This is a genomic window from Lysobacter sp. CC-YZS074 (genome assembly GCF_056739745.1).
Genome location: NZ_CP200301.1, coordinates 327,002 through 353,257 on the forward strand (window position 1 = coordinate 327,002; position 26,256 = coordinate 353,257).

A 26,256-nucleotide genomic window follows, 5' to 3' on the forward strand; every position below is an offset into this window, starting at 1 on the left:
AGCCGGGCTTCTTCATTGCTGTTGCGATTTGCGAATCAGAAGCTCGCGCGCACGCCGACCATGTACTTGGTGGTGTCGATGTCCTCGAGCAGCTCGCCGCTCTCGATCTCGCCGAACACGCCCCAGGTCCGGTTGAACTTGACCTGCGCACCGACCAGCGCCGAGAACGAGCCGTCGAAGTCGCCGCCGTCGTTGTAGCTGGCCTTGGCCCAGCCCTCGACGCGATCGGCCAGCAGGCCACGCAGGCCGACGCTGACGCGGCCGCCATCGATGTAGTCCGAACCGCTCACGCCGAGCACGTCGTCGACGCTCAGGTCGTAGCGGACATAGCCCAGCTCGGCGATGAAGTCGGCGCGCTCGCCCAGGTCGCTGCGCAGGCCGACGCCGAGCTGGCTCTCCTCGAGTTCGACGTTGAAGTCATCGGCTTCGATCGAGGCGTAGCCGCCGTGCAGGTAGACGTTTTCGGCCACGGCGACCGAGCCGCGCAGCTGGAAGCCGTCGTCGTTGCCGTCTTCGACATCCAGATGGACGTAGCCGGCTTCGACATAGGTGTAGTCGACGCCGCCGGCGGACGCGGCGAACGGGGCGGCGGCCAACACGGCGGCCAGGAGGGCGGTCTTGCTGTTCATGTGATGGTTCCTTGTGGGGTTGCACCGCCTCGCGGCGGCGGCGCAACTTAACGATAAATTCACGTAAACGCAAACCGCGTTCACAAAAAAGCCCCGGCCGGAGCCGGGGCGGGGCGCGACGATTTCAGGGGAGAGAGAGACTGTCGCGGTAACGCGGGGGTGACGCTTAGAACGTGATGCGCGGGCCGATGAAGTACTGGGTATCACCGTCGGCGAACTTCACGTCGCCGCTGATGCCCCACATCGGGTTGAACTTCACCTGCGCGCCGACGCGGCCGTAGAAGTCGCCGTCGTAGTCGCTGCCGTCCTCGTAACCGGCGAGCGCGTAGCCCTCCAGGTTCTGGGTCAGCGCACCGCGCACGCCGGCTTCGACGCTGTAGCCGTTGAGGTCGTTGTCGAACTCGTCCTCGGAGCGCTCATACGCGACCCGGGTCAGCAGGTCGGCGCGCGGCGAGATCTCGTGGTTGTAGCCGATGCCCAGGCGCATCTGGTCGATATCGACACCGTCGAAGCGGAGGTCGCCGACGGTGAAGTCGTCGGTCTTCTGGCCGGAGTAGCCGCCGAAGACGTGGAAGTTCGGGGCGATCGCACCGGAACCGTTGATGGCCCAGCCGTCGGCATCGCCGCTGTCGGTGTCGGTGGCCATGTAGCCGCCTTCGACATAGTTGTAGGACACGCCGTCGGCGGCCGAGGCGGCGAACGGGAGGGCGGCAAGCAGGGTCAGGGCAAGCAGGGACTTCTTCATAAAGGTCTTGGCCTCTTCTAATGAACGGTCCGGCTGCGGTCGCTATCGGGGGACGCGCCGCGGCTCGGGCATCGGCAGTATCCCCGTGGCGGCCAAACATCGACTGAATTGTGTACGCGGAAGTTCAGGAACTACACGGAAGGTTCAGGGTCCGCGCGGACGACGTCGTGTGGAGCATCCGCCGCACGCCCGCGAGTTGAATTGATCGGCACTTAATGTCGCCGCGCCTAACGTCACCACTCCCCGGGCAACACGCGAGTACGACCATGGCCAGCGCGCGCAACACATCCACGGCACTCAAGGACGCGGCGCAGGCGGCGGCCTGCGCGATGGGCATCGAGGCGCGCGCCTACTTCGGCAGCCGGCCGTGGGCCGAGGTGGAGCCGGCGCTGTCGCGCTGCTGGTCGCGCAACTACGCGCGGTTGAAGGTCGACTGGCTCAACGTCGCCGAGCACGCCTACACCGCGTGGAGCTACCAGCAGCCAAGGCTGGTGCTCGCGCCGGAGCCGCCGTTCGGCGAGGTGGCGTCATGAAGCCGCGGGCGCACAGCTGGCACGTGCCGTCGGGCATGCGGCCGACGCAGCCGGGGCGGGAGCCGCGGGTCGATCCGATGGCCCGGCTCGCGGTGCCGGTGTCGGCCGCCTCCAGCCAGCCGGCCGGTGCGGCGGCCCTTCACGACGCGCCGCCCGCCAATGCGCGCCCGGGCCCGGGCCGCGGCCGCCATACGCACTAGACCTTGGGCGCGAGCCGGTCGCTCGATCGTCGATAGGCGCGACCGCAATATCCGGCTTGCCCCCTGATCGGCAGCAGCCCCGCGCGCGCGTTGTGATTGCGGTCGCAGACATCCCCGCTGCACTGGCGTTGGATAGCGCCTACGGGGAAAGGGGAACGTCGATGAAGTCCGACAAGCCGCTGCGGCGCGATCGTGCCGAGCTGGTCGCGCGCGGTTGTGCACTCGCGGCGCTGCTGGCGGGAGTCCTGTGGGCGTGGTTCGGAGGCGGCGCCACGCCCTGAGCGGCCTGCAGCGCACACCGGCGCGCTGCAAACGTATGCAGCCCCTGCGGGAGGCGGACGCGGATTAACCTGCGCTTCTCCCGTCCGGATCGCGCAATGACTGGCACCTCCGCCTCGCTGCTGGCCATCTTCGGTGCCACCGGCGACCTCGCCCGGCGCATGCTGCTGCCGTCGCTGTACGGACTCGAGCGCGATGGCCTGCTGCCGCCGGGACTGCGGATCCTCGGCACCGCCCGCAGCGAACTCGACACCAAAGACTTCCGCGCACTGGTCGCCGATGCGGTCGAACGCCACCTGTCCTCGGCCGATCGTGACCCGGCCGCGCTCGCCGCCCTGCTTGCCCGCATCCACTACCACCCCGCCGCGCTCGACGACGCCGACTCGCTGCGCGCACTGTGCGGCACCATCACTTCGCTGCGCGACGGCGGTGACGTGGTCTGCCACCTCAGCACCGCGCCGCGCTGGTACGCGCCGGTCTGCGACGCGCTCGGCGCCAATGGGCTTGGCGGCGCCGGCACCCGGGTGATGCTGGAGAAGCCGCTCGGCCAGGACCTTGCCAGCGCGACCGCGATCCACGACGGCGTCGCCCGCGTGTTCGACGAGGACCGTGTGTTCCGGGTCGACCACTACCTCGGCAAGGAAGGCGTGCAGAACCTGCTCGCGCTGCGTTTCGGCAACGCGCTGTTCGAGCCGCTGTGGAACGCGCGCCACGTCGAACAGGTGCAGATCACCGTCGCCGAAACCGTCGGCGTCCAGGGCCGGGGGGACTACTACGACGATTCCGGCGCCAGCCGCGACATGCTGCAGAACCACCTGCTGCAGCTGCTGTGCCTGGTCGCGATCGAGCCGCCGTCGCGGTTCGAGCCGACCGCGGTGCGCAACGAGAAGATCAAGGTGCTGCGCTCGCTGCGGCCGATCGGCAGGGACGAGGTGGCGACCGAGACCGTCACCGGCCAGTACACCGCCGGCGCCGTCGGCGGGGTCGCGGTGCCGGGCTACCTTGACGAACTCGGCCGCGCCAGCAGCACCGAGACCTTCGTCGCCCTCCGTGCCCGGGTCGACAACTGGCGCTGGAAGGGCGTGCCGTTCTACCTGCGCACCGGCAAGCGCATGCCGCAGCGCTGCACCGAGATCTACCTGCAGTTCCGCGCGGTGCCGCATTCGATCTTCGATCACGGCGGCGCGCCGCTGCAGCCCAACACGCTGGTGATCCGGCTGCAGCCGGGCGAACGCATCGAACTGCGGATGATGCACAAGACGCCGGGCTTGGACCGCAACGGCCTGCAGTTGTCGCAGGTGGCGCTCGACCTCGACATGCAGGAGCAGTTCGCCACCCACCGGCGCCGGCTCGCCTACGAGCGGCTGTACCTCGACGCGATCGAGGGCAACGGCACCCTGTTCGTACGGCGCGACGAAACCGAGGCGGCGTGGCAGTGGATCGACGCGATCCACGACGGCTGGCGCCAGACCGGCATGACCCCGCGGCCGTACCCGGCCGGCACCTGGGGGCCGTCGCGCGCGGTCACCCTGGCCGAGCGGCACGGCCACGCGTGGCGCGAGTGAGCCGGCCATGAGTGAAAGGCCGACCGAGCACCGTTACGACAGCGCCGACGCCCTCGCCGAGGCCGTCGCCGCCGAGCTGCGGCGCAGCTGCGACGGTGCGATCGCGCACCGTGGCCGGGCGATGCTGGCGCTGGCCGGCGGCCACACGCCGCTGCCGCTGTACCGCCGGCTCGCCGCCGCGCCGCTGCCGTGGGGGCAGGTGCTGCTGCTGCCGACCGACGAACGCTGCGTGCCGCACGACCACCCGGCCTGCAACCTGCGCGCGCTGACCGAGGTCTTCGCCGCGGCCGCCGGCGTGCGGCTGGCCGGCCTGACCGTTGCCGACGGCGACCCGGACCGCTCCGAGCGCGCCGCACGCGACCTGCTCGCCGGCTATCCCGAACCGTTCGACGCGGTCGTGCTCGGCATGGGCGGCGACGCCCACGTCGCCTCGCTGTTCCCGGGTGCGCCGCAACTGGACGGCGCGATCGACCCGCGCGCGACGTTCGATGCCTGCCGGGTCGACCCGCAACCGTTGCCGCCCGAGGCACCGTACCCGCGCATTAGCCTGACCGCCGCGCGCCTGCTGCGCACCCGCGCACTGCACCTGGTGATCACCGGCGGCAAACGCGAGGTGCTGCGGCGCGCACTCACTCCGGCCGCAACCCCACGCCTGCCGGTCGCGGCGGTCCTCGACGCGGCGACCGCACCGGTGCACGTACATTGGAGCCCGTGATGAGCCTGCATCCCACCGTCGAGCGCGTCACCGCACGCATCGCCGAGCGCAGCCGCGCCAGCCGCGGCGACTACCTGCGGCGGATGGACGCGGCACGCGCGCGGTCGCCGGCGCGGCTGGCCTTGGGCTGCGGCAACCTCGCCCACGGTTTCGCCGCATCCGGTGTGGACAAGCCGGCGCTGCGTGGCGGTCACGCCGGCAACATCGGCATCGTCACCGCCTACAACGACATGCTGTCGGCGCACCAGCCGCTGGAGCAGTACCCGAGCCTGGTCCGCGCCGCCGCGCGCGCCGCCGGCGGCAGCGCACAGGTCGCCGGTGGCGTGCCGGCGATGTGCGACGGCGTCACCCAGGGCCGCGCCGGCATGGAGCTGTCGCTGTTCTCGCGCGACACCATTGCGCTGTCGACTGCGGTCGCGCTGAGCCACGACATGTTCGACGCCGCGCTGCTGATGGGCGTGTGCGACAAGATCGTGCCGGGCCTGCTGATCGGCGCGCTGAGCTTCGGCCACCTGCCGGTCATCTTCGTGCCCGCCGGGCCGATGACCACCGGCCTGTCCAACCGGGACAAGGCCGCCGTGCGCCAGCGCCATGCCGAGGGCAAGGCGAGCCGCGAGGAACTGCTCGAAGCCGAGTCGGCCAGCTACCACGGTGCCGGCACCTGCACCTTCTACGGCACCGCCAACTCCAACCAGATGCTGATGGAGGTGATGGGCCTGCATATGCCGGGCACCGCCTTCGTCAACCCGGGCACGCCGCTGCGCGATGCGCTGACCGTCGCCGCGACCGAACAGGCGCTGCGCATCACCGCGCTCGGCGACGACTACCGCCCGCTCGCCCGCACCGTCGACGAGAAGGCGATCGTCAACGCGATGGTCGGCCTGGCCGCGACCGGCGGCTCGACCAACCACGCGATCCATCTGGTCGCGATCGCACGCGCGGCCGGCATCGTGATCGACTGGGACGACCTCGATGCGCTGTCGCGGGTGACCCCGCTGCTGGCGCGGATCTACCCCAACGGCAGCGCCGACGTGAACCACTTCCAGGCGGCCGGCGGTCTCGGCTTCGCGATCCGCGAGCTGATCGATGCCGGCCTGCTGCACCCCGACATCGCCTGCGTGCACGGCGGCGACCTGCGACGGCAGGCGATGGAGCCGTGGCTGGACGACCTCGCCCTGCGCTGGCGCGAACCGCCGGCGGCCTCGCTCGACCCGTCGGTACTGCGCGGGGTGGCGATGCCGTTCGACGGCGAGGGCGGGCTGCGCCGGCTCGACGGCAACCTCGGCCGCGCGATCGTCAAGATCTCCGCGGTCGCGCCGGAGCACCGCGTGATCACCGCGCCGGCGCGGGTGTTCGATTCACAGGACGCCGTGCTCGACGCGTTCCGTGCCGGCGCGCTCGAAGGCGACTTCGTCTGCGTGGTGCGCGGGCAGGGGCCGCGCGCCAACGGCATGCCGGAGCTGCACAAACTGACCCCGACCCTCGGCCTGCTGCAGGACCGCGGCCAGCGCATCGCGCTGTTGACCGACGGCCGCATGTCGGGCGCGTCGGGCAAGGTGCTCGCCGCGATCCACGTCACCCCGGAAGCGGTCGACCGCGGCGCGATCGCGCGGCTGCGCGACGGCGACACGGTCCACATCGATGCCGAGGCCGGCACGTTGGACGCGCAGGTCGAGCCGGCGCAGTGGCGTGCGCGCGAATCGGCCTTCGCCGTCGACCCGGCGAGCCATGCCGGCATGGGCCGCGAACTGTTCGGCCTGATGCGCGCCAATGCCGGCACCGCCGAGCAGGGCGCGTGCAGCCTGTTCGGCGACCCGCGCGACGACCGTGCCGCGTCGGCTGCACCGGCCGGCATCGGTGCCGCCGATCCCGGCAGCGGCGCCGTCGGCATCCAGCCGTTGCCGGGCGCGGAGGTCGACGCATGAGCCACGACGACCGGCTCGAACTGATCGCCGACATCGGCGGCACCAACGCGCGTTTCGCGCTGGTCGACCCGGCCGCGGCGGTTCCGGAGCTGCTGCACCCGCAGTCGCTCGAGAACGCCGGCTTCGCCAGCCTGCAGCACGCCGCCGAGCACTACCTGTCGCTGGTCGACGCACGCCCGCGCCGCGCCGCAATCGCCCTGGCATGCCCGATCACCGGTGACGAGATCCGCCTGACCAATCGCGCCTGGTCGTTCAGCCGCGCCGAATTGCAGGCGGCGCTCGGCCTCGACGAGCTGCGCCTGATCAACGACTTCGGCGCGGTCGGCTGGGCCGTGCCCGCGCTCGGCCCGGACGACCGTATCGCCCTGTACGGCCCGGCCGGCGACACCCTGCGCGGCCCGGTCAGCGTGCTCGGCCCGGGCACCGGCTTCGGCGTCGGCCTGCTGGTCGGGAGCGACGGCGACTGGCGCGTGGTCGAGACCGAGGGTGGCCACGTCGCGTTCGCCCCGCTCGGTGACGAAGAGCAGGCGATCGTGCGCTGGATGAATGCCCGCCACGGCCGCACCTCCTACGAACGCGTGCTGTCCGGCAGCGGCCTGGCCTGCATCGACGCGGTGCTGCGCGGGCTCGATGCCGGGGGCGACCAGGCGCCGCAGCTGCGCGACCCGGCCGACGTCGTCGCCGCTGCACTCGACGGCCACGACGTCGTCGCCCGCCGCGCACTGGCCCGCTTCTGCGCGATCCTCGGCAGCGTTGCCGGCGATGTCGCTCTCGTGCACGGCGCACGCACGGTGATGATCGCCGGCGGCATCGTCCCGCGCTTCATCCCGTTCCTGCGCAGCAGCGCCTTCCGCGAACGCTTCCTCGCCAAGGGCCGCTTCGCCGCCTACCTCGAACAGGTCTCCGTGCAGGTCGCCACCCACCCCAACCCCGGCCTGCTCGGCGCCGCCGTCGCGCTGCGGGCATGATGCCGCGAGTCGCTCGCCTACGAATGGCCGGGCCGTTGTAGGAGCGGCTTCAGCCGCGATCGGGCAAGCGTCCGCCTGCGCCGGTCCCACGATCGCGGCTGAAGCCGCTCCTACAACAGCCCATCCAACGCGGACCACTCCGGCGCACGGCACCCCATGACCCACATCGACCACACCACCCGCACCGCCGCCATCGACGCCATCGACGCCATCTTCGCCCGCGCCCCGGTCCTGCCGGTGCTCGCGATCGAACATCTCGACGACGCCGTGCCGTTGGCCCGCGCACTGGTCGACGGCGGCCTGCCGGTGCTCGAAGTCACCCTGCGCACCGACGCCGCGCTGGCGGCCATCACCCGCATCGCCGCCGAAGTCGACGGCGCGATCGTCGGCGCCGGCACCGTCCTGACCCCCGCCGACCTCGACGCCGTCGCCGACGCCGGCGCCGCCTTCGCGATCTCGCCCGGCGCCACCGACGCTCTCTATACCGCGGCCGCCGCCCACCGCCTGCCCTGGCTGCCCGCGATCGCGACCGCCAGCGAACTCATGCGCGGCCTCGACCACGGCTACCGCCGCTTCAAGTTCTTCCCCGCCGAAGCCGCCGGCGGCGTCGCCGCACTGAAAGCCTTTGCCGGCCCCTTCCCCCAAGCCCGCTTCTGCCCGACCGGCGGCATCGACGCCACCTCCGCCCCGCGTTACCGCGCACTGCCGAACGTCATCACCGTAGGCGGGTCGTGGATGGTGCCGAAGAACGCGATCGAAACACGCGACTGGGCGCGAATCACCGGACTGGCATGCGGGTGCGGAGCAGGGCGTCCGTAGGCCCAGCGCGTCACCAACATTGCCGGAGCATCGTGATCCCCGATTCGCCCGGAGAGGTTCTGTAGAAGGTAAGTCGCGACCCACTGACCCGCCGAGGTCGCCGCGTTCAACGCGGCTTCCCGTTCGCGCGATCGCGGGTCGCGTTTACCGACGCGCAGCCGCGGGTCAGTGGGTCGCGACTCACGTCGCTCCTACATCCGCGCGATGGACGGGCATTCCGCGCCACGGACGGACATCCCGCGTCATGGACGGGCGTCCGTGCCATGGATCGCGCATCCGCGAGGTGGACGGGCATTTGTAGGAGCGGCTTCAGCCGCGATCGGATGATTGGTCGCGCGCGCCGACTCCACGATCGCGGCTGAAGCCGCTCCTACAAGAGCGTGCAATAGCGGAAGGTGCGAGGGATCAGGCCTCGCCAGGCACCGCCACGCCGCGCCCGTCCAGCACCCGCCCCAGCACCCAGGTCAGGGCCACCGTCGCCACCAGCGTGATGAACATCAGATGGATGTAGTGCAGCGGCGTCCACGCGAAGGTGAACACCGCATACAACGCCGCCCCGAACACCAGCCCCGCACGTACCGCGCGCGAGTCCATCCGCCGGAACAGCACCGCCACCACGAACGCCGCCAGCACCGGCATCGAATACAGCCCGTTGAGCTGCTGCAGCGTCGCGATGATGCTTTCCGAGTGCTGGTACAGCGGCACCATCGCCAGCGACGTCAGCGCGAACACCACCGCTACCCGTTGCCCGATCCGGCGTGCATCCGCATCCGGGTTCACCTTCGCCAGATGGATGTCGCAGGTGTACAGCGCCGAGGCCGAGTTGAGGCAGGAGTTGAAGCTCGACAGCACCGCCCCGGCGATCACCGCCGCGAACGCGCCCGACAGCCAACCCGGCAGCACGTCGCCGACCAGCCGTCCGTACGCCACGTCGCCGACATCGCCGTACAACTTGTAGGCGATCACCCCCGGCAGGATCACCACCAGCGGCGTCACCAGCTTGAACGCCGCCGCCGCGTAGATGCCCTTCTGCGCCTCGCGCACCGACTTCGCTGCCAGCGCGCGCTGGGCGATCACCATGTTGGTGCCCCAGTAGAAGATGTGGATGAACACCATGCCCGTCAGCAGCGTGTGCCAAGGGATGTCGGAGTCGTCGCCGCCGACCAGCGTCCAGCGCTCGGCCGGGATGCCCGACAGATCCCAGTCGACCGCGGCCAGCGCGAACAGCGTCACCGCCACGCCCATCACCAGCAGTCCGATGCCGTTCCACGTGTCGGAGATGGCGATCGCGCGCAGTCCGCCGAACGCCGCGTAGGCCAGCCCGCCGGCGGCGAACAGCGCAGCGATCGCCAGGATCGACCACTCCAGCCCGAACATCGATTTCATGAACACCGCGCCGGTGTACAGCACCACCGGCAGCAGGATGAACATGTAGCCGGCCAGGAACAGTACCGACACCACGCGCCGCAACGCCGGGTCGCCGAGGCGCTTCTCCAGCAGCTCGGTGGTCGTGGTGCAGCGGTGCTTGTAGTACATCGGCACCAGCACGTGGGCGAGCACCAGCAGGCCCGCCGCGGCACCGAACTCCCACCACGCGACCAGCATCATCTGCGCGCCGTTCATGCCGACGATCTGCTCGGCGCTGATGTTGGTCAGCAGCAGCGAGCCGGCAATAAACGGCCAGGCCAGCGTGCCGCCGGCGAGGAAGTAGTCGCGCGACGCATCGTCGCTGCGCACCTCGCGGCGGCAGCGCCACCAGGTCAGCAGCGCGACCAGCGCGGTCAGGGCGATGAACACCGCCACCTGCAAGGCATTCGAATCCACGGTCCGGTACCCCCTCGGCGATCGATCCCGCGACGCTAGCGCAGGGCCGCAGTGCAGCATCGCCGGCGCCGCGGTGAATACGTATGCAGCTCGCCAGGCAGGCGACCCCCCGGTAGGCGGTAGGAGCGACGTAAGTCGCGATCCCACTGACAACCCATTCGACGCGGCGATCCACGTGCAGCCGGTTTCGCGCGATCGCGCCTGCGCGTTGATCGCCGCGGATCGGCATGTCAGTGGGTCGCGACTTACGTCGCTCCTACAACGCCGTGGAGATGTCCGTGCCTGTGTAGGAGCGGCTTCAGCCGCGATCGTGGAATCGGCGCGGGCGACCGGTCATCCGATCGCGGCTGAAGCCGCTCCTACAGAAGCCCGGCGCCCGCGAGTCCCTTCGACCGGTGACGTCGCGGAACAAAAAGCCCCCGCCGGCGAACCGGCGGGGGCTGTCGACCTTCGGGGGTCCTCGGGGTCGAACTGCGGTGACTCGAACCGCGGTGGTCCGGACCACGACGGAACGGATCACGACGGGCCGGAGCCCGCTGCCTCAGAACCGGTAGTTCACGCCCAGCAGATAGGTGCGGCCGAACTCGAAGTACTGGTGCGGGCGCTCGCTGAGGCCGTCGTGGATGGTGCGGTACGGCTCGTTTTCCAGGTTGTTGACCTGCAGCAGCAGCGACAGGTCCTGCAGCGCGCCGCTCTGGAAGGTGTAGCCCAGCTGCAGGTCGGTCACCGACTCGCCGTCGAAGTACACCTTGGTGCGGTCGCCGCCGGCGCCCTGCACCTCGCCGAGGAAGCGCGAGCGCTTGCGGTGCGCCACGCGCGCCGAGAAACCGTAGCGCTCGTAGTACGCGGTGATGTTGGACACGTAACTCGACAGGCCCGGCAGCGGCTCGGTGGTGCCGGGGCCGAGCGGCTCGATCTCGCTGTCGGTCTCGGAGTAGCTGGCGACCACGCCGAAGCCTTCCAGCGGCGCCCACACCAGGTCCAGCGGCACCGACAGCGCCAGCTCGAAGCCGTCGAGCGTGCCGCCCTCGCCGTTCATCGGCTGGGTGTACTCACCGACCCACCAGCCGTCGGGCAGCCCCGGCGGCAGCGTGCCCTCCGGCAGCGGCAACTGGCGGAAGTCGAACTCGGTGGTCTGGCTGTAGATGTAGGTCTTCAGATCCTTGTAGAAGTACGCCGCGCTGACGTACCCCTTGCCGCCGAAGTACTTCTCGTACGACACGTCGTAGGCGTCGGCCAGCCAGGGTTCCAGCTCCGGGTTGCCGCCGGTGCCGGTCAGCATGCCGCGCTGCGCGTCGAAGCCGTAGCCGGCGTTGGCGCGCAGGTCGTCCATGCGCGGGCGCGCCATCTGCCGGGCCGCGCCGAGGCGCAGCATCTGGTCGGCCGGGAACTCGAACGACAGGTTCAGGCTCGGCAGCACCTCGGTGCTGGTCGCGCCGCGGGTCGCCTGCTCGCCGAGCGCGACGCCCTCGAAGGTCGCGATGCCGGTCGAGTCCTGGTCGGCGCTGACCACCTGCGCGCCGACATTGCCGCGCAGCGGGACCGAACCCAGGTTGGTGTCGATGTCGGCCTGCACGTAGAAGGTCGAGACCTGCTCGTTGACCTCCCAGTTCTTGTTGGAGATGTCGGCGTGGTCCTTGCGCCACAGGTGGAACACGCCGTCGTTGAGCATCCCCAGCGCGTCCAGCCCCAGCACGCCCGGAAGGCCGAAGTGGCCGAACGAGGTGTCGGTGACGTACTCGGCCGGGATCACGCCCTCGACGTTTTCGGTGCAGGCCGCGGTGATGCACAGCGTGGCCTCGGACGAGGCGCGGCTCTTGCTGCGGTCGGTCAGGTTGGCGCCGAAGTGCAGCGCGCTGACGAAGCCGGCGTCGAACGTGCGGCTCAGGTCGATGCGCAGCGAGGTCAGCGCATCGCGCACCTCGAAGTCCTTCAGGTAACCGGCCTGCGCGCGCTCGCCGCCCCAGCCGCCCGGGTCGTACATGCGCAGCGCGTCCGGGTCGCTGTAGGCGCCGGGCTGGCCGAAGCTGAAATCGAAGTAGCCGTCGGGATTGAGCGCCAGGTCGACGCTGTCGCGGCCGCCGTCGGCCAGGCCGGCGTAGACCTCCAGCAGGCGCTCCTCGCGGGTGGCCGAGGAGTGGCCGATGTCGGCGGTCACCGTCCAGTTCGGGGTGATCTTCAGCGCCTGGTTCCAGCCGAAGGCGAACAGCTCGTCCTCGGCCTTGTTGTAGTCGTTGCGCACCACGATCGGCTTGACGTTCTCCCAGTGGGCCCCGGTCATCGTGCCGCTGTCGTTGACGGTGCCGTCGACCAGGGTCGAGCCGTTGCCGTACACCAGGCCCATCTGCAGGCCGCGCTTGCTCTCTTCCTTGTCGAACTGCGAGTAGAAGACGTCCAGGGTGGAGTGGTACTGCTCGCTGGGCTTCCACTCCAGCACACCCATCAGGCCGTCGCGCTGGTTGCTGCCGTCGATCGCGTGCAGGTTGGCGCCGCCGAGCACGCCGTCGGCGTAGCCCCAGGACTCGAACTGCCGACCCTGGGTCGGGTTGTCCATGCGCGCATAGCCGACCGCGACGCCGACGGTGTCGTCCGCGAACTGGTCGATGTAGGAAATGCTGGCGCGGCTGCCCCACTCGTCGTTGTCTTCCAGCCGGTTCATGTCGCCGCGCAGGTTGACCGCGGTGACGCGCTCGGAGAACGACAGCGGCCGCACCGTGCGCAGGTCGACCGTGCCCGACAGGCCCTGGCCGACCAGCTGCGCGTCCGGCGTCTTGTAGACCAGCACTTGGCTCATCAGCTCCGACGGGTACTGGTCGAACTCGACGCCGCGGTTGTTGCCCAGGCTGACCTGCTCGCGGCCGTTGAGCAGGGTGGTGGAGAAGTCGCCGGCAAAGCCGCGGATGTTGATCTCCTGCGGGCGGTTGCCGAAGCGCTGCGCGGTCAGGCCGGGCAGGCGCGCCAGCGAGTCGGCGATCGACATGTCCGGCAACTTGCCGATGTCCTCGGCCGAGACCGACTCGACGATGGAGGTGGAGGTGCGCTTGGCCTCGATGGCGTCCTCGATGCCGCGGCGGATGCCGGTGACCACCACGGTGTCGAGTTCGGTGGCGTCGTCGGCGGCTTCGGCCGGGGTCTGCTGCGGCTCGTCCTGGGCAGACGATTGCGCCTGCGCGCCGGTGGCGATCATCAGCGTCGCCGTGGCCAGCGCCACGCTCAGCAGGTTGCGTTTCAGGTTGGACATGTCCCCTCCACTTCGGATGCGTGTGCCCGCATGCCGCTCGCGCGACCGGGCGTTCGTTGCGCCCCGGGCCCCGTTCTTTCGTCGCTGCGGAACGAAGGCCGTCCCCCGGCGCAGGGCGATGGTAGACGCGTGATACCCCGCACAAATCGCGCTGCAAACGTATTCATTGGCGGCGCGCGGAAACGCGGCATCGGCGGTCACGACGCTGTGGAATAGTGGGGCGCGCATTCATCGGGCGATTCCGCCGGAGGTGTTCGTTGCGCTGGAGTGGGCCGGGTTGGCGTGGGCGGATCGCGGCCGTGGCCGCACTCGCGTGGTGTGGCGCGATGCCGGTGGCAGGCGCGGCGGAGCAGGGCGAAGGCGCACTGCACGTGCCGTCGCCGGACTGGCGCGACCAGGTGATCTACTTCGTGCTGGTCGACCGCTTCGACGACGGCAACCCCGCCAACAACGACCAGGGCGCGGGCGAGTACGACCCGGCCGACCCGTCGCGCTACAGCGGTGGCGACCTGGCTGGACTCACCCGCCGCATCGACTACATCAAAGGCCTTGGCGCGACCGCGGTGTGGATCACCCCGCCGGTGGCCGGGCAGTGGCTCAATGCCGACCGCAGCTACGGCGGCTACCACGGCTATTGGGCCAGCGACTTCACCGCGGTCGACCCGCACTACGGCACGCTCGACGATTACCGCGCGCTGTCGCGCGCGCTGCATGGCCGCGGCATGGTCCTGGTGCAGGACGTGGTGGTGAACCACGTCGGCGACTGGCTGAAGTGCGGGCCGGACGATGACGGCGGCGGCGACGGCGCGCTCGACCCCGCGCGCGACTGCACCGTCCGCACCGACCCGCAGGGCCGCAGCGCGCCGCTGCAGGCGCCGTTCGACCGCAACGACCCGCGCCGCGATGCCGACCTCGCCGCCGGCCTCTACCACTGGACCCCGGAGATCACCGACTTCGGCCAGCGCCGGCAGGAGCTCGACTTCGCGCTGGCCGGGCTAGACGATCTCGACACCGAAAACCCGGCCGTGCGCGACGCCCTGCGCGCGGCCTACGGCCACTGGATCCGCGAGGTCGGCGTCGACGCGTTCCGGGTCGACACCGCCTTCCACGTGCCGGCGGAATTCTTCGCCGACTTCCTGCACGCCGACGACCCCGGCGCGCCCGGCATCGCCCGCGTCGCCGCGTCCACCGGGCGCGACGACTTCCTCGCGTTCGGCGAAGGCTTCGGCAGCGACAGGCCGTTCGACGACACCCAGGCACGCAAGCTCGACGCCTACATGCGCACGCCCGGCGGGCTGGGGTCGATGATCAATTTCCCGCTGTACGGCAGCCTCGGCGACGTGTTCGCGCGCGGCCGGCCGACCGCGGAGCTGCGCCACCGCATCGAATCGATGATGGCGCTGCACGCCGACCCGCACCGGATGCCGAGCTTCCTCGACAACCACGACGTCGACCGCTTCCTCGCCGGCGGCGACGAGGCCGCGCTGAAGCAGGCGCTGCTGGCGATGCTGACCCTGCCCGGCATCCCGGTCATCTACTACGGCACCGAGCAGGGCTTCGCCGAACGGCGCGCGTCGATGTTCGCCGCCGGTACCGGCAGTGGCGGCCGCGACCACTTCGACGCCGACGCGCCGCTGTACCGCTACCTGCAACGCGCGATCGCGCTGCGGCGCGACCACCCGCTGTTCTCCCGCGGCGTGCCGACCGTGCTCGCCGACAACCCGGCCGCCGCCGGCGCCATCGCCTGGCGCACCGACCACGACGGCGACAGCGCGCTGGTGGTGCTCAACAGCGCCGACCACCCCGCATTGCTCGACCGCCTCGCCACCGGGCTGCCGGCCGGCACCCGCCTGCGCGGGCTGTTCGGCATCGACGGCGCCCCGGACGACCTCACCGTCGGCGCCGATGACGCGGTGACGCTGGTGCTGCCACCGCGCAGCGGGCAGGTGTGGCGGGCCGCGCGCGGGCAGGGCGGCACAACGGCTGCCGCGCCGGCATCCGCCGCACTGACCATCGACCCGATCCGCCGCGGCGACCCCGCATCCATCCCCACCGTCGACGGTGACCTGCACCTGACCGGCACCGCGCGCCCCGGCCACGCCTTCCAGCTCGTGACCGACGGCAACCTCGCCGCGACCACCGCCGTGCGCGCCGACAGCGACGGCCGCTGGCGCGCCACCGTCCGCACCGACGGCATGACCGACTCCGCGACCGAACACCGCGTGGTCGCCTGGGACCCGGCCCACGACGAAGCCGGCGCCGCCCGCCACTTCCGCGTCGCCCTGGACTGGCGACTGCGCGCCGACCACGCCGACCCACGCGGCGACGACACCGGCCCCACCGGCACCTACACCTACCCGACCGACCCCGGCTGGCGCGACCTGCACCCAGCCGATATCGAGCGCCTGCGCGCCTGGACCGCCGGCGGCGCCCTGCGCATCGAACTGACCCTGCGCGGCATCGGCACCGGCTGGAACCCCGCCAACGGCTTCGACCGCGTGGCCATCACCGCCTACCTGCAGCTGCCCGGCGACGCTGCCGGCCCCGGTGCCACCGCCATGCCCGGCCAGCACGCCGGCCTCCCCGACGGCATGCACTGGCACCGCCGCCTGCGCGCCCACGGCTGGTCCAACCTGCTGACCGCATCGGCTGGCGCCAGCGCCAATGACGAAGGCAACCCGATCACCCCCGGCGCCACCATCCACGTCGACCCCGCCGCCCGCACCATCACCTTCATCCTGCCGGCCCCCGCGCTGGGCGAGCCGGCATCGCTGGACGGCGCGCGGCTGTACGTCACCACGTGGGATTACGACGGCGACTACCGGCCGCTACAGCCGACCGCCGGGCCGATGGCGTTCGGCGGCGGCACCACGGACGGGGCGCGGGTAATGGATGCCGTCACGGTGACACTGGGCGCGATGCCGGCGAGCAGTGAGTAGCGCCCGCCCGGGGGAGTGCGCGGCATCCACCCGGGACTGCCGGCCAGGGATCCGGATACTGCCGCCCGCTCGGCGACCGGTGAAAATCGATCCTTCGGGGACGGGAATTCAAGCATCGAGGGTTGACGGTCAGTAGCGCCGGGACTGGAAACCAATGGTGTGAGGGGCGAATTCCAGTGGTGGCAGGAGTGAAATTCAGTCTCTCGACACTGAGAAACGGTGTCCGGGAAGTGATATCCGGGGCTGCGGGGCTGGAATCCAGTGCCTGGAGGGTGGAATCCGCCGCCAGGGCAGTGGATTCGGGTGGCTGGCGGCCGGCGGGGCTGTGGGGCCGGCTTGCAGCCGGGGCCGGCGGCAGTTCGCGAAGCTGCTGTTGGCGGCGGCGCGCCAGTTTTATGCGGCGTATCCGGGGCGGTAACAGATAGCACCGCAGGATCGAGGTGTAGCGCCGGCGTGGAGGTCGGCGGGATGTGCGGAAAGCCCGCAACTGCGCGGTTGACGGGAGTGCGCCAGCGCGGCGAGTATCGGATACCACCCCATTTTTGGGGTCGACTAAGTGTTAGGTGCTGACCACATGTCTACGCGTCAGGCAGTTTATGAAGCAGCAGGGCGAGCACTAGAAGTCTCGCAAATGCTCGAAATGGAGCTTGGTACAGCTCTCCTCGCGCTTGATGCGCTTGAGACGAACAGTTTTTTAGCTCCCAATCCAGATGCCTACCAACGTCTCCGGGCGGCAATCGACGGGCTTACGCTCGGCAAATCCCTCAGGAGGATGGGGAAAAAACTCAACATGGCTGAAGACCTTGAAGCAGCGTTCGGTAAGGCCCTAAAAGCCAGGAATTTCGTTGCACATCACCTGTTCAAGCGTAATTCGCTCGCCATGCTGGATGAGGCAACACGCATGAAATTACTTGAGGAAGCGCGGGAAGCCTTTGAGGTCATCCATCCTGCATACTCGCTTGCCCAAGATGTAGCGGTGCATCTCACCCATCAGGTGCTTCAAGTCGCCAATCAGGCACGCACCTAACAATTCGTTCAAGCCGAACCTGCTTCGCTACACCAATAACATGGCAGGTAAAGCTTGCCATGTTGTTGGCTCCGCTACGCACGTCGGCTTAACTCAGGCGTTAGACCTACGAGAGAGTTCATGGCGCGTGCCGTCGCATTCCTAGACATCCTTGGCTTCAAGCAGCTGCTTCAAGATAGGCCGCTAGACGAATTGGCCAAAGAGTACGAGGACGCGGTATCGGCAACGGCCGCCCTCAACACGCGTCATCAACTTGATAAGTCCGGCCCCACCTATCTCCCAAATCACAAGCTAGGTGAGCCTTGGTGCTACCGTCAGATTTTTTCCGATTCGATTGTGCTGGTCGCACTCGACGAGAGCGAGGAGAGCTGCCTCAAGCTGCTGTTGTACGCGAGGCTGCTCTTCATTTTCATGCTGGTTAAGAAGCTTCCTGTGAGAGGCGCGGTAGCTGCGGGGCAGCTTTATCACAACCCAGAAACCGCGATTACCCTAGGAGATGCGCTTACACAAGCATACTTAACGGAGCAACAACAGGAATGGGCGGGCGTGTGTATCGCCGACTCCGTATGGGAGGCGTATCCAAATTTGCTGAAAGCAGCCCAGGACCCCGAGAATGCACTCCACTACTATTTCTTGGAGTATCAGGTGCCGTGGAAAGACGCTCCGCAGGCGGCACATCGAATATTGAATTGGCGTTTTAACGCAGTGATTGAGACGGGCAGTAAAGACTTGCTACAACGCGCCCGTCTCGATAAGGCTCCAAGCAAGCACCAGAACGTCATCAATTACCTAAAGCACGTTCGCGCTTCTGGAGCCCTGCACTTCGGTGATAGGTCAGCCAAACCGGCGGAGTGCTTTACCGTTTGGCTCGGACCTACGCAGCCGCCATTTGCCCATGGCGATGAGCTGTAGCGCGCTTAGGTCGGGCCTAATTCATTCAAGCCGAACTTGCTTCGTTACAGCAAAAGCGTGGCAGAGAAAGCTTGCTACGCTTTTGCCTCCACTACGCAAGTCGGCTTAATTCAGGCGTTAGGTCTGCACGGAGACATCTCGGGTGCGCAAAATCCATGTAGGCGGGCCAATCGGCGCAATCTTGGCGATCGTTTTACTTGCGCTAGGCGCTTGGCACTTCAAGCGGCTCGAGCACACTCGAGAGTTTGATGCTGCACGCACCGCGTACTTGCAAACCCACCCGGAGGCGTCTGATGCTCGCTTTACAATCTGTTACTGGTGCGCCTACCGCTCAAGATCTTTCGCTGGTAAAAGGCAGCTTCGGTTTGGGATGCGGGTGTCACTACCAAGCGGAACAGATACTGCGATTGTCGAGGTTTCAACAAATGGCAGTCAGGCTCCTTTGGTGGATCTTCACTAGGTCGGCAGGCATATTGGCTGCAGACCTAGCAATTCATTCAAGTCGAACCCGCATCGTTCCTTCGGCCACACCGTCGCATCGGCAAGCGCGTCGTGCTCCAGTTGTCCGCTGCGGGTCGGCTTAATTTAGGTGTTTGCAGATGAGTAAACACTTTCAGCATTCATTGGTTCTCTTGGCTTGCCTATTGGCGCCTGGTTGCTTCTGGGAGACAACTGACGTCTCTTACCCCACAGCCAAAGAAGTCATTGATAGTGGCTACTTGGAGAGGGGGTGGATTCCGCGCTGGTTACCTCTGAACGCGACGAATCTCCAGGAAACCCACAACATTGACTCAAATGTCAGTGAGCTGTCTTTCTCAATTCCAGGCAGAAGTTCGCTGGCGCTTCCAGAAAGCTGCACTCCGACCGATTTCGAAGACACTGTTCCGGCCTACATCCAGCGCCGTTGGTGGCCAAGCGAGCAGGAACTCCGCGAGTCATATACCTTCTTCAGGTGTCCGGCGGACGCGACGAAGTACATGTTTGTCGGTGTCAGAACGGATGGGCAACGAGTGCTTCATTGGCGCACTTATGCCCACCAATAATTCACTCGAGCCGCCGCCGCTTCTCTGCACTGCTTCACTCTGACGCAGGCTTGGTGATATGACCAACATCCGAAAAGAAGTTGCCGCTGACATTTCCGCCATCGCGGCTGCGACCGTTGCCGCCTTTCGATCCGCCGAGCATTCCAGTGGCACCGAGCAGCACATCGTTGCAGCGCTCCGGAACGCCGGCCAGCTCGCCGTATCGCTTGTCGCCGAAGATCAGGGGCAGGTCGTGGGTCACGTTGCCGCGTCGCCTGTATCCATCTCTGATGGCACTGCGGACTGGTATGGCCTCGGTCCGGTGTCCGTTGTTCCCGAGCGCCAGGGTCAAGGGCTGGGGGCGCTCCTCGTGGCTGACGCTTTAAGGGAACTCCGCGCCCTGGGCGCGGCGGGCTGTGTCGTACTCGGCGAGCCGGATTACTATGCGCGCTTCGGCTTCCGCCCCGAGCCGGGCCTGGTACTGCCGGGCGTTCCGGCCCGGTACTTCCAGGCCGTTGCACTGGGAGGCGCCGTTCCCTCCGGGCAGGTCGCATACCACGCCTCATTCGAAGCCACGGCCTGACGTGCGTTCAAGCCAGGAGCCACGTACCCGGACACGTCGAAGCATCGACCCCGACCTCACACTTGGCGGGCGCTCGGCGGCCGCGTTCGCATCGCTGCTGTTCTCTGTGCCGCTGTTTGGCCTGCTCTGGCTGCTCGTCAACAGCCAGATCGCGCCGGTGTCGGAGGACGCGTTGCCGCTGTCCTGCCTGGGCGCTGCGATCCTGGGTTTCGCCGTTCTGTCCTTCGCCTTCCCGCGCCTTGCGCCAAGCGTGTTCGGCTGGCTCTGTGACCTGTTGATGCGCGTCGCCCGGTGGCTCTGGTAGCGCGCGGTGCCGTCACGGGCGTGGCGTCCCCGGTATGCGAAAGTCGGCGCTTTCCACTGGCGGAGGGCACGGGATGACGACCGCGGACGAAATCACGGGCCTGGAGCGCAGGTTCTGGCAGGCGATGGTGGACATGGATGTGGACGCGGCCATCGCGCTGCTTGACGAGCCGGCGGTGACGGCCAACGCCCACGGCATCCACCACTTCACGCCAGCCGAGTACAAGGCGATGGCGCTGTCGGAGGATGCGCGGCTCACGTCGTTCGAGTTCTTCGACGAGCGGGTGGTGTTCCCGACGCCGGACGTGGCGATCGCGTCGTACAGGGCGCGCCAGGCGTTCACCGCCGGCGGCGAGCACGTCGAGATGCTGGTGTACGACACCACCACGTGGGTGCGGAAGGGCGGCCGGTGGCTGGCGGCGGGGCATACCGAGTCGCCGGCGGAATAGCGGGGTATGGTGGGGCCATGGGCCACGACGGAATGACGGGATGATTCTGGATTCGATGCTGGGCCACCACGCGGTGCTGCTGGTCGCGGCGTCGTTGGTGGTCGGCGGCGTCTACCTGCTCCGCCAGTTGGCCCGCGCGGTGCGGCATTGCGCGCGTGGTGGGCGACCGTCGCGGTAAGCCCGCGCCGTCATCGGCGACAATGGCGTGCTTCCGCCGCCACCGGCCACGTTCCGCGAGCTTCCGATGTCCGATCTGCCTCCTTGCCCCGCCTGCGGTTCCGCCTTCACCTACGAGGATGGCGCGTTGCTGGTCTGCCCCGAATGCGCGCACGAGTGGAGCCGCGACGCCGCGCCGGCCGACGAGGCGCAGGTGGTGCACCGCGACGCGGTCGGCAATGTGCTGGCCGATGGCGATGCGGTGACGGTGGTCAAGGACCTCAAGGTCAAGGGCGCCAGTGGCGCGCTCAAGGCCGGTACCAAGGTGCGCAATATCCGGCTGGTCGACGAGGACCACAACATCGACTGCAAGATCGACGGCTTCGGCCCGATGAAGCTGAAGTCGGAGTTCGTGCGCAAGGCCTGATTGCCGGCCCGGTGGCCGCTAAGGCCGCGGCACAAACCGGATCGCCTGGCCACCGCCGGCGGCGAGGCGCAGGGTCAGCACGTCGGCGCTGGTGACCTCGACCGTCTCCCGCTCGAACGCGAACGGCGCGTCGCGCCAGTGGGCGCCCTCGCCGTCGCGGTAGACCTGCGCGGTGTAGGCGCGGCTGGGCTCAAGGAATGACAGCGGCACCCGCAGCACGCGGCCGCGCTCGTCGGTGATGCTGCCCAGGTACCAGTCGTCGCTGTGGCGGTCCTGCCGCGCGAAGGTCACGTAGTCGCCGACGTCGCCGTTGAGCACTTCGGTGCGTGACCAGTCGGCCGGCACGTCCTTGATGAACTGGAACGCATCCATGTGCTTCGCATAGTTCTCCGGCAGGTCGGCGGCCATCTGCACCGGGCTGTACAGCACCACGTACAGCGCGAGCTGCTTGGCGAGGGTGGTCTGGATCGGCTGGCCGCGGCCCTGCAGGCTGAGGATGCCGGGGGTGTAGTCCATCGGCCCCGACAGCATACGGGTGAACACGAGGTTGGCCTCGTGTTCGGGCGGGTTGGTCGGGTCGGCCCAGGCGCCGTACTCCATACCGCGCGCGCCCTCGCGGCTGACCCAGTTGGGGTAGGTGCGGCGCAGGCCGGTGTCCTTGATCGGCTCGTGCGCGTTGATCGCGACGCGGTGCCTGGCCGCCGCTTCGAGCACGCGTAGGTGGTGGTTCGCGTTCCACTGGCCGTCGTGCCATTCGCGCGCGATGGAGCCGTCGGGCAGGCGCCGTTCGATGCCGCCGGCGTCGCAGACGTAGCCGGTCTTGACCACGTCGATGCCGAGCCGGGCGTTCATCGCGAACGCGTCGGCCATCTGGTCCTCGTAGTGGCTGACCGCGCAGCCGGTCTCGTGGTGGCCGATCAGGTGCACGCCCTTTGAAGCGGCGTAGTCCGACAGCGCCTCGATGTCGAAGTCGGGCGTGGCGCGGGTGAAGTCGAAGTCGTAGCCGTTGCCGAACCACTGGCCATCCCAACCCGGGTTCCAGCCCTCGACCAGCACGCCGCGGAAACCGTGCTCGGCGGCGAAGTCGATGTAGCGCTTCGTGTTGGCGGTGGTGGCGCCGTGCTTCTTGCCGGTGGCCCAGGTTTCGGTCTCCAGGTGCAGCGACCACCAGATGCCGACGTACTTGCCCGGCGTGAACCAGCTCACGTCGCCGAGCCGGTTGGGCTCGTTGAGGTTGAGGATCAGGTCGGAGGATTCGTACAGCGCGGCGGCGCTGTCGGCGATCTGCAGGGTCCGCCACGGGGTGTTGAACGGCAGCGTGCGGCGGACCTTCCAGCCTTCCGAGGCGGGCGCGAGCTGGGCGCGGAAGCGGCGGCCGTCGGCGCGGCGCAGCCACATGCCGGCGTAGTCGACCAGCGCGGCCTCGTGGAAGGCGATGTGCAGGCCGTCGTCGGTGCGCACGGTCATCGGCGTGTGGGCGGTGGTGACTTCGGCCAGCGGCGTGCGGTTGTACAGGTACTCGTAGCGGTTCCACTCGCCGGCCGGGATCCACCACGCGGTGGCGGGGTCGGCGAGGGCGAACTCGGTCAGCTCGTCGTCGATGATCAGCTCGTCGGCGGCGGCCTGCTCCGGGAACTCGTAGCGGAAGCCGATGCCGTCGTCATACACGCGGAACACCACGTCGAAGGTGCGCTGCGGGCTGATCGTCTCGGTCAGCGTGGCGCGCAGCTCGTTGTAGTGGTTGCGGACGAAGCGGTCCTCGCCCCAGGGCTGCTCCCAGGTCTCGTCGAAGCTGCGGGTCGCCTGCGAGGTCAGGGCGAGGTTGCGTTCGAGCTTGCCGCTGCCGCGCAGCATGAAGCCGAGCGCGGAGGTCTCGATCACCGGTTCGCCGAAGCGCTCGACGCGGTAGCCGACGCGGCCTTCGTGCAGGTCGAGTTCGACCGTGAGCACGTCGTTCGGGGATGTGACGGTGGCGACCGTTTCGGCATGGGCGGTGGACGCCAGAAGCGCGGCAGCGAGGAGCGCGTGGACGATGGACAGGATTGGACGGCGCATGTGTGTTCTTCCCCTTGCTAACCGGGTGGCGGATTCCGGCGCGCGTGCCGGTCTTCCCGAAAGCGCCCGAAGCGGACGCGGAACGTTGTTCACTCGATGACGTAGACCACCGCGGTGCGGGCGGGCACGACGAAGCGGCCGGTGGCGTGGTCGAACGACGCGGCTTCGCGCGGACGCGGGTCGGCGGCGCCGGCGCCGCGGTGCACCGGGTGCAGCACAAAGCGCCGGCCGGCGGCACCGTCGATCGCGAGCGTCTGCGGTTCGGCCGACACGTTGACCAGGTACAGCAGCGCGTCGAAACCAGCGCCGGGGTAGCCGCGGCCGTCGAGCTCGCCGGCGATCACCGCCGGGTTCTGCGCCGGGCCGGTGTTGTGGAAGCGCAGCCGCTGCTTCACGTCATCGGCGCTACGCAGGCGGAACAGGGTGGAACTGTCGCGGATGCGTAGCAGGTCGAGGAAGGCGTCGCGGGTGAAGGCGATCTCGCGCGCGGTCGGCTTGATCGCCGGGTCCGCGAGCAGCGGCGCCATCTGCGGCCAGCTGTCGCGGTTGTCCGGTACCGGTGGCAGGCCGGTGCCGAAGTGGTTGTCGCGCGCGCTCCAGTCGAGCCGGTTGAACCAGTCGCCGGAGTCGAAGCTGTTGCGGTCCAGCGACTTGGAGCGCAGCAGTTCGCCGCCGGCGTGGAAGTAGGCGATGCCCTGGCTGAAGGCGTTCAGCGCCAACGCCAGCACCTGCACGCGGGCGCGGTCCTCGCGGCCGGTGCCTGCAGGCAGCTTGAGCGCGTTGACGTCGAACAGGGTCTGGTTGTCGTGGTTCTCGACGTAGTTGACGACCTCGGCCGGTTGCGCGGCGTAGCCGGCGGGCTGGCCCTTGTAGTCGAGCCGCGACAGCGGGATGGTCGCGCCGGTGGCGTCCGTGATGACGTAGTCGGCGAGGGTGCCGGCGAGGCCGGCGCGGACCAGGTCGGCGGCGTGCAGCAGCGCGTCGCGGCTGGCGTCGGCATCGCCCGGCGCGGCGTGGGCATTGGGCGCGTAGTGCAGGCCGTTGACGTAGCCCTGGACGAACATCGCCGCGCCCCGGTCTCCGGCACCGCCGCCACGGATCGCATCGCGCGCGCGGTCGCTGAAAGTGCCGATCCCCAAGCCCTGCAGCGAAAGCTGCGAGGCCTGCACGAAGCGCGCGCCGTCGGCGACCTCGCCGAAGTTCCAGCCCTCGCCGATCAGGTTCACGTGGCGGCCGGCGGCTTCGTCGACTCGGCGCTGCAGCTGTTCCATCACGTCGCGCGGCTGGTGGCCCATCAGGTCGAAGCGGAACGAGTCGATCCGGTAGTGCTCCGCCCACAGCGCCGCCGAATCGAGCATCAGCTTGCCCATCATCAGGTGCTCGGTGGCGGTGTTGTCGCAGCAGGTCGAGGTGGTGACCGCGCCGTGCGCGTCGAGGCGCTGGTAGTAGCCGGGCACGACGCGGTCCAGCACCGAGCGCTGCACCTGCCCCGACGCGGTGGTGTGGTTGTAGACCACGTCCATGCCGACCCGCAGGCCGGCGGCGTGCAGCGCCTGCACCATCGCGCGGAACTCGCGGATGCGCACCGCGCCGTCGGCCGCGTCGCTGGCGAAGCTGCCCTCGGGCGCGTTGAAGTGGTACGGGTCGTAGCCCCAGTTGAAGCAGTCGCGCGCGGCGACCGCCATCACCGCGGCCTGCTGGGCGTCGCTGTCGGGCGCGGCGGCCGGCACGTCGGGTTCGATGCAGCCGGCCTCGGGCACGGTCGCGAGGTCGAACACCGGCAGCAGGTGGACGTCGGTCAGGCCGGCATCGGCGAGTGCGTGCAGATGGCGCATGCCGTTGCTGCCGGATTCGGTGAAGGCGAGGTACCTGCCGCGGTTGGCAGCGCTGACGGTCGCGTCGTCGCGCGAGAAGTCGCGCACGTGCAACTCGTAGATGACCATGTCGGTCTGCGCCGCAAGCGGCGCCGGTCGTGCCGCGTCGTCCCAGCCGGCGGGCTTGAGCGTGGCGTCGTCGAGGTCGGCGATGTAGCTGCGCTTGGAATCGGTGGTCAGGCTGATCGAGTACGGATCGGTGACGCGGTTGCGGACCACGCCGGTGCCGGGCACGAACACGTCGACGAAGTAGGTGTAGTAGGTGCCGGAACGGTCGCCCGGCAGCCGCGTCAACCAGGCACCGGTGGCGTCGTCGCGTTGCAGCGGCACCCGCGCGTTGGCGGCGCCGCTGCCGTCGTCGTACAGGCACAGCGAGACGTCGCGCGCGGTCGGTGCCCAGAGGCGGAAGCCGGTGCCGTCGTTGTCGGGCGTCGCGCCGAGGTCATCCACCGCGGCCGCCGCGGCGTAGAGGTCGTCGAGCGCGCCGGGGTGCTGCAGCGTGGTCGCGGCGAGCACCTTGGCGTCGGCGTCTTCGCGCACCAGCACCAGTTGGCCGCGCAGCAGCGACGGCACGGTGGCGGCATCGGCATCGGCCAGCGACAGCACGACGCCGTCGCCGATGAAGCCGAAGCGCCCGGCGATTGCGTCCGGCAGCGGCGCGTCGTGCACCGACAGCGCAAGCGCGCCATCGGCACCATCGACCGCGCGCCCCGCACCGGCGGTGATCGCACCGGTCGCCGAGTGGTACAGGCGGAACTGCGACGAGGCATCGGCGTCGACGCCCGGCCACTGCAACAGGCGACGGTCAAGCCAGTACGCGCTGGCATCGGTCAGGGCGCCGGGCGCGGCATGCAGCGTGGTGGCGAATGCGTCGGCATCGCAGGCCGCGGTATCGAGCGCGGCAATGGTGGAACCCGTCGGCAGCGCAAGGCTTCCAGCGGGCTCCGCCGCGCAGGTCGGTAAGGCGACGCCGGCAGCCAGCGCGAGGGCGATCGCGAGGCGCCGGGCCGCGCAGGCCGGCGAACCGGCGGGACTGCTTCCGACGCTGCGTACCACCATCGCGACC

Annotated in this window: 21 protein-coding genes; 15 read left to right on the forward strand and 6 right to left on the reverse strand. The window is 69.1% G+C overall.

Features of this window, described 5'->3' with window-relative positions; genetic code table 11:
* Positions 1 to 35 precede the first annotated feature (35 nt).
* Positions 36 to 629, reverse strand: coding sequence for a hypothetical protein (locus tag U8331_RS01410; protein ID WP_481131857.1), 594 nt, complete (start codon positions 627 to 629; stop codon positions 36 to 38).
* Between the two features lie 166 nt (positions 630 to 795).
* Positions 796 to 1,374 carry an outer membrane beta-barrel protein gene (locus U8331_RS01415; RefSeq protein ID WP_481131858.1) on the reverse strand — a complete coding sequence of 193 codons (579 nt, stop codon included), beginning with the start codon at positions 1,372 to 1,374 and terminating at the stop codon, positions 796 to 798.
* Positions 1,375 to 1,640: 266 nt separating this feature from the next.
* Here U8331_RS01415 and U8331_RS01420 point away from each other — a divergent pair, with 266 nt between their 5' ends.
* The 6 genes from U8331_RS01420 to eda all read left to right on the forward strand — a co-directional run bounded on the left by U8331_RS01420 (position 1,641) and on the right by eda (position 8,378).
* Positions 1,641 to 1,907, forward strand: coding sequence for a hypothetical protein (locus U8331_RS01420; protein ID WP_481131859.1), 267 nt, complete (start codon positions 1,641 to 1,643; stop codon positions 1,905 to 1,907).
* A 577-nt stretch (positions 1,908 to 2,484) separates the two neighbouring features.
* Complete coding sequence (gene zwf / locus U8331_RS01425; protein WP_481131860.1) at positions 2,485 to 3,951, forward strand: glucose-6-phosphate dehydrogenase; 1,467 nt, start codon at positions 2,485 to 2,487, stop codon at positions 3,949 to 3,951.
* 7 nt (positions 3,952 to 3,958) lie between these two features.
* On the forward strand, positions 3,959 to 4,666 hold the full coding sequence (gene pgl / locus U8331_RS01430; RefSeq protein ID WP_481131861.1) for a 6-phosphogluconolactonase: 708 nt from the start codon (positions 3,959 to 3,961) through the stop codon (positions 4,664 to 4,666).
* Positions 4,666 to 6,591 (forward strand): phosphogluconate dehydratase, encoded by a 1,926-nt coding sequence (gene edd / locus U8331_RS01435; RefSeq protein WP_481131862.1) that lies wholly within the window; start codon positions 4,666 to 4,668, stop codon positions 6,589 to 6,591. Before pgl ends, edd begins: the two co-directional genes overlap by 1 nt.
* Entirely contained in the window at positions 6,588 to 7,559 is a 972-nt protein-coding gene (glk, locus tag U8331_RS01440) for a glucokinase (protein ID WP_481131863.1), read from the forward strand. Before edd ends, glk begins: the two co-directional genes overlap by 4 nt.
* A 156-nt stretch (positions 7,560 to 7,715) precedes the next feature.
* Positions 7,716 to 8,378 (forward strand): bifunctional 4-hydroxy-2-oxoglutarate aldolase/2-dehydro-3-deoxy-phosphogluconate aldolase, encoded by a 663-nt coding sequence (eda, locus tag U8331_RS01445; protein ID WP_481131864.1) that lies wholly within the window; start codon positions 7,716 to 7,718, stop codon positions 8,376 to 8,378.
* A gap of 405 nt (positions 8,379 to 8,783) precedes the next feature.
* Here eda and U8331_RS01450 read toward each other — a convergent pair whose 3' ends face one another.
* Positions 8,784 to 10,202, reverse strand: coding sequence for a solute:sodium symporter family transporter (locus U8331_RS01450; RefSeq protein WP_481131865.1), 1,419 nt, complete (start codon positions 10,200 to 10,202; stop codon positions 8,784 to 8,786).
* A gap of 541 nt (positions 10,203 to 10,743) precedes the next feature.
* Positions 10,744 to 13,443: a TonB-dependent receptor gene (locus U8331_RS01455; protein WP_481131866.1), complete on the reverse strand. Its 2,700-nt coding sequence runs from the start codon at positions 13,441 to 13,443 to the stop codon at positions 10,744 to 10,746.
* 299 nt (positions 13,444 to 13,742) lie between these two features.
* Between U8331_RS01455 and U8331_RS01460 the strand changes: the two genes are divergently transcribed.
* The 9 genes from U8331_RS01460 to U8331_RS01500 all read left to right on the forward strand — a co-directional run bounded on the left by U8331_RS01460 (position 13,743) and on the right by U8331_RS01500 (position 21,261).
* Positions 13,743 to 16,382: an alpha-amylase family glycosyl hydrolase gene (locus tag U8331_RS01460; RefSeq protein WP_481131867.1), complete on the forward strand. Its 2,640-nt coding sequence runs from the start codon at positions 13,743 to 13,745 to the stop codon at positions 16,380 to 16,382.
* A 574-nt stretch (positions 16,383 to 16,956) separates the two neighbouring features.
* Positions 16,957 to 17,409, forward strand: coding sequence for a hypothetical protein (locus U8331_RS01465; protein WP_481131868.1), 453 nt, complete (start codon positions 16,957 to 16,959; stop codon positions 17,407 to 17,409).
* A 120-nt stretch (positions 17,410 to 17,529) separates the two neighbouring features.
* Positions 17,530 to 18,321, forward strand: coding sequence for a hypothetical protein (locus tag U8331_RS01470; protein ID WP_481131869.1), 792 nt, complete (start codon positions 17,530 to 17,532; stop codon positions 18,319 to 18,321).
* A gap of 599 nt (positions 18,322 to 18,920) precedes the next feature.
* Positions 18,921 to 19,364: a YbbD-related protein gene (locus U8331_RS01475; protein ID WP_481131870.1), complete on the forward strand. Its 444-nt coding sequence runs from the start codon at positions 18,921 to 18,923 to the stop codon at positions 19,362 to 19,364.
* 58 nt (positions 19,365 to 19,422) lie between these two features.
* Positions 19,423 to 19,926 carry a GNAT family N-acetyltransferase gene (locus U8331_RS01480; protein ID WP_481131871.1) on the forward strand — a complete coding sequence of 168 codons (504 nt, stop codon included), beginning with the start codon at positions 19,423 to 19,425 and terminating at the stop codon, positions 19,924 to 19,926.
* Between the two features lies 1 nt (position 19,927).
* Entirely contained in the window at positions 19,928 to 20,230 is a 303-nt protein-coding gene (locus tag U8331_RS01485; protein WP_481131872.1) for a hypothetical protein, read from the forward strand.
* Positions 20,231 to 20,303: 73 nt separating this feature from the next.
* Positions 20,304 to 20,678, forward strand: coding sequence for a nuclear transport factor 2 family protein (locus U8331_RS01490; protein ID WP_481131873.1), 375 nt, complete (start codon positions 20,304 to 20,306; stop codon positions 20,676 to 20,678).
* Between the two features lie 40 nt (positions 20,679 to 20,718).
* Positions 20,719 to 20,856 (forward strand): hypothetical protein, encoded by a 138-nt coding sequence (locus U8331_RS01495; protein WP_481131874.1) that lies wholly within the window; start codon positions 20,719 to 20,721, stop codon positions 20,854 to 20,856.
* 66 nt (positions 20,857 to 20,922) lie between these two features.
* Complete coding sequence (locus tag U8331_RS01500) at positions 20,923 to 21,261, forward strand: zinc ribbon domain-containing protein YjdM (protein ID WP_481131875.1); 339 nt, start codon at positions 20,923 to 20,925, stop codon at positions 21,259 to 21,261.
* 18 nt (positions 21,262 to 21,279) lie between these two features.
* On the opposite strand, the gene U8331_RS01505 is transcribed toward U8331_RS01500, so the two are convergent.
* Both U8331_RS01505 and U8331_RS01510 read right to left on the reverse strand, forming a co-directional pair.
* On the reverse strand, positions 21,280 to 23,316 hold the full coding sequence (locus tag U8331_RS01505) for a glycoside hydrolase family 97 protein (protein WP_481131876.1): 2,037 nt from the start codon (positions 23,314 to 23,316) through the stop codon (positions 21,280 to 21,282).
* 89 nt (positions 23,317 to 23,405) lie between these two features.
* Positions 23,406 to 26,249: an alpha-1,6-glucosidase domain-containing protein gene (locus U8331_RS01510; RefSeq protein WP_481131877.1), complete on the reverse strand. Its 2,844-nt coding sequence runs from the start codon at positions 26,247 to 26,249 to the stop codon at positions 23,406 to 23,408.
* Between the last annotated feature and the right edge of the window lie 7 nt (positions 26,250 to 26,256).

Bases quoted from the DNA above. Each gene is read 5' to 3' on its own strand.
- U8331_RS01475 (WP_481131870.1), top strand. From the start codon at position 18,921: ATGAGTAAACACTTTCAGCATTCATTGGTTCTCTTGGCTTGCCTATTG.
- U8331_RS01505 (WP_481131876.1), bottom strand. From the start codon at position 23,316: ATGCGCCGTCCAATCCTGTCCATCGTCCACGCGCTCCTCGCTGCCGCG.
- U8331_RS01470 (WP_481131869.1), top strand. From the start codon at position 17,530: ATGGCGCGTGCCGTCGCATTCCTAGACATCCTTGGCTTCAAGCAGCTG.
- glk (WP_481131863.1), top strand. From the start codon at position 6,588: ATGAGCCACGACGACCGGCTCGAACTGATCGCCGACATCGGCGGCACC.
- U8331_RS01420 (WP_481131859.1), top strand. From the start codon at position 1,641: ATGGCCAGCGCGCGCAACACATCCACGGCACTCAAGGACGCGGCGCAG.
- U8331_RS01415 (WP_481131858.1), bottom strand. From the start codon at position 1,374: ATGAAGAAGTCCCTGCTTGCCCTGACCCTGCTTGCCGCCCTCCCGTTC.
- eda (WP_481131864.1), top strand. From the start codon at position 7,716: ATGACCCACATCGACCACACCACCCGCACCGCCGCCATCGACGCCATC.
- U8331_RS01465 (WP_481131868.1), top strand. From the start codon at position 16,957: ATGTCTACGCGTCAGGCAGTTTATGAAGCAGCAGGGCGAGCACTAGAA.
- U8331_RS01480 (WP_481131871.1), top strand. From the start codon at position 19,423: ATGACCAACATCCGAAAAGAAGTTGCCGCTGACATTTCCGCCATCGCG.
- U8331_RS01455 (WP_481131866.1), bottom strand. From the start codon at position 13,443: ATGTCCAACCTGAAACGCAACCTGCTGAGCGTGGCGCTGGCCACGGCG.
- U8331_RS01490 (WP_481131873.1), top strand. From the start codon at position 20,304: ATGACGACCGCGGACGAAATCACGGGCCTGGAGCGCAGGTTCTGGCAG.
- zwf (WP_481131860.1), top strand. From the start codon at position 2,485: ATGACTGGCACCTCCGCCTCGCTGCTGGCCATCTTCGGTGCCACCGGC.
- edd (WP_481131862.1), top strand. From the start codon at position 4,666: ATGAGCCTGCATCCCACCGTCGAGCGCGTCACCGCACGCATCGCCGAG.
- U8331_RS01510 (WP_481131877.1), bottom strand. From the start codon at position 26,249: ATGGTGGTACGCAGCGTCGGAAGCAGTCCCGCCGGTTCGCCGGCCTGC.
- U8331_RS01500 (WP_481131875.1), top strand. From the start codon at position 20,923: ATGTCCGATCTGCCTCCTTGCCCCGCCTGCGGTTCCGCCTTCACCTAC.
- U8331_RS01410 (WP_481131857.1), bottom strand. From the start codon at position 629: ATGAACAGCAAGACCGCCCTCCTGGCCGCCGTGTTGGCCGCCGCCCCG.
- U8331_RS01495 (WP_481131874.1), top strand. From the start codon at position 20,719: ATGATTCTGGATTCGATGCTGGGCCACCACGCGGTGCTGCTGGTCGCG.
- pgl (WP_481131861.1), top strand. From the start codon at position 3,959: ATGAGTGAAAGGCCGACCGAGCACCGTTACGACAGCGCCGACGCCCTC.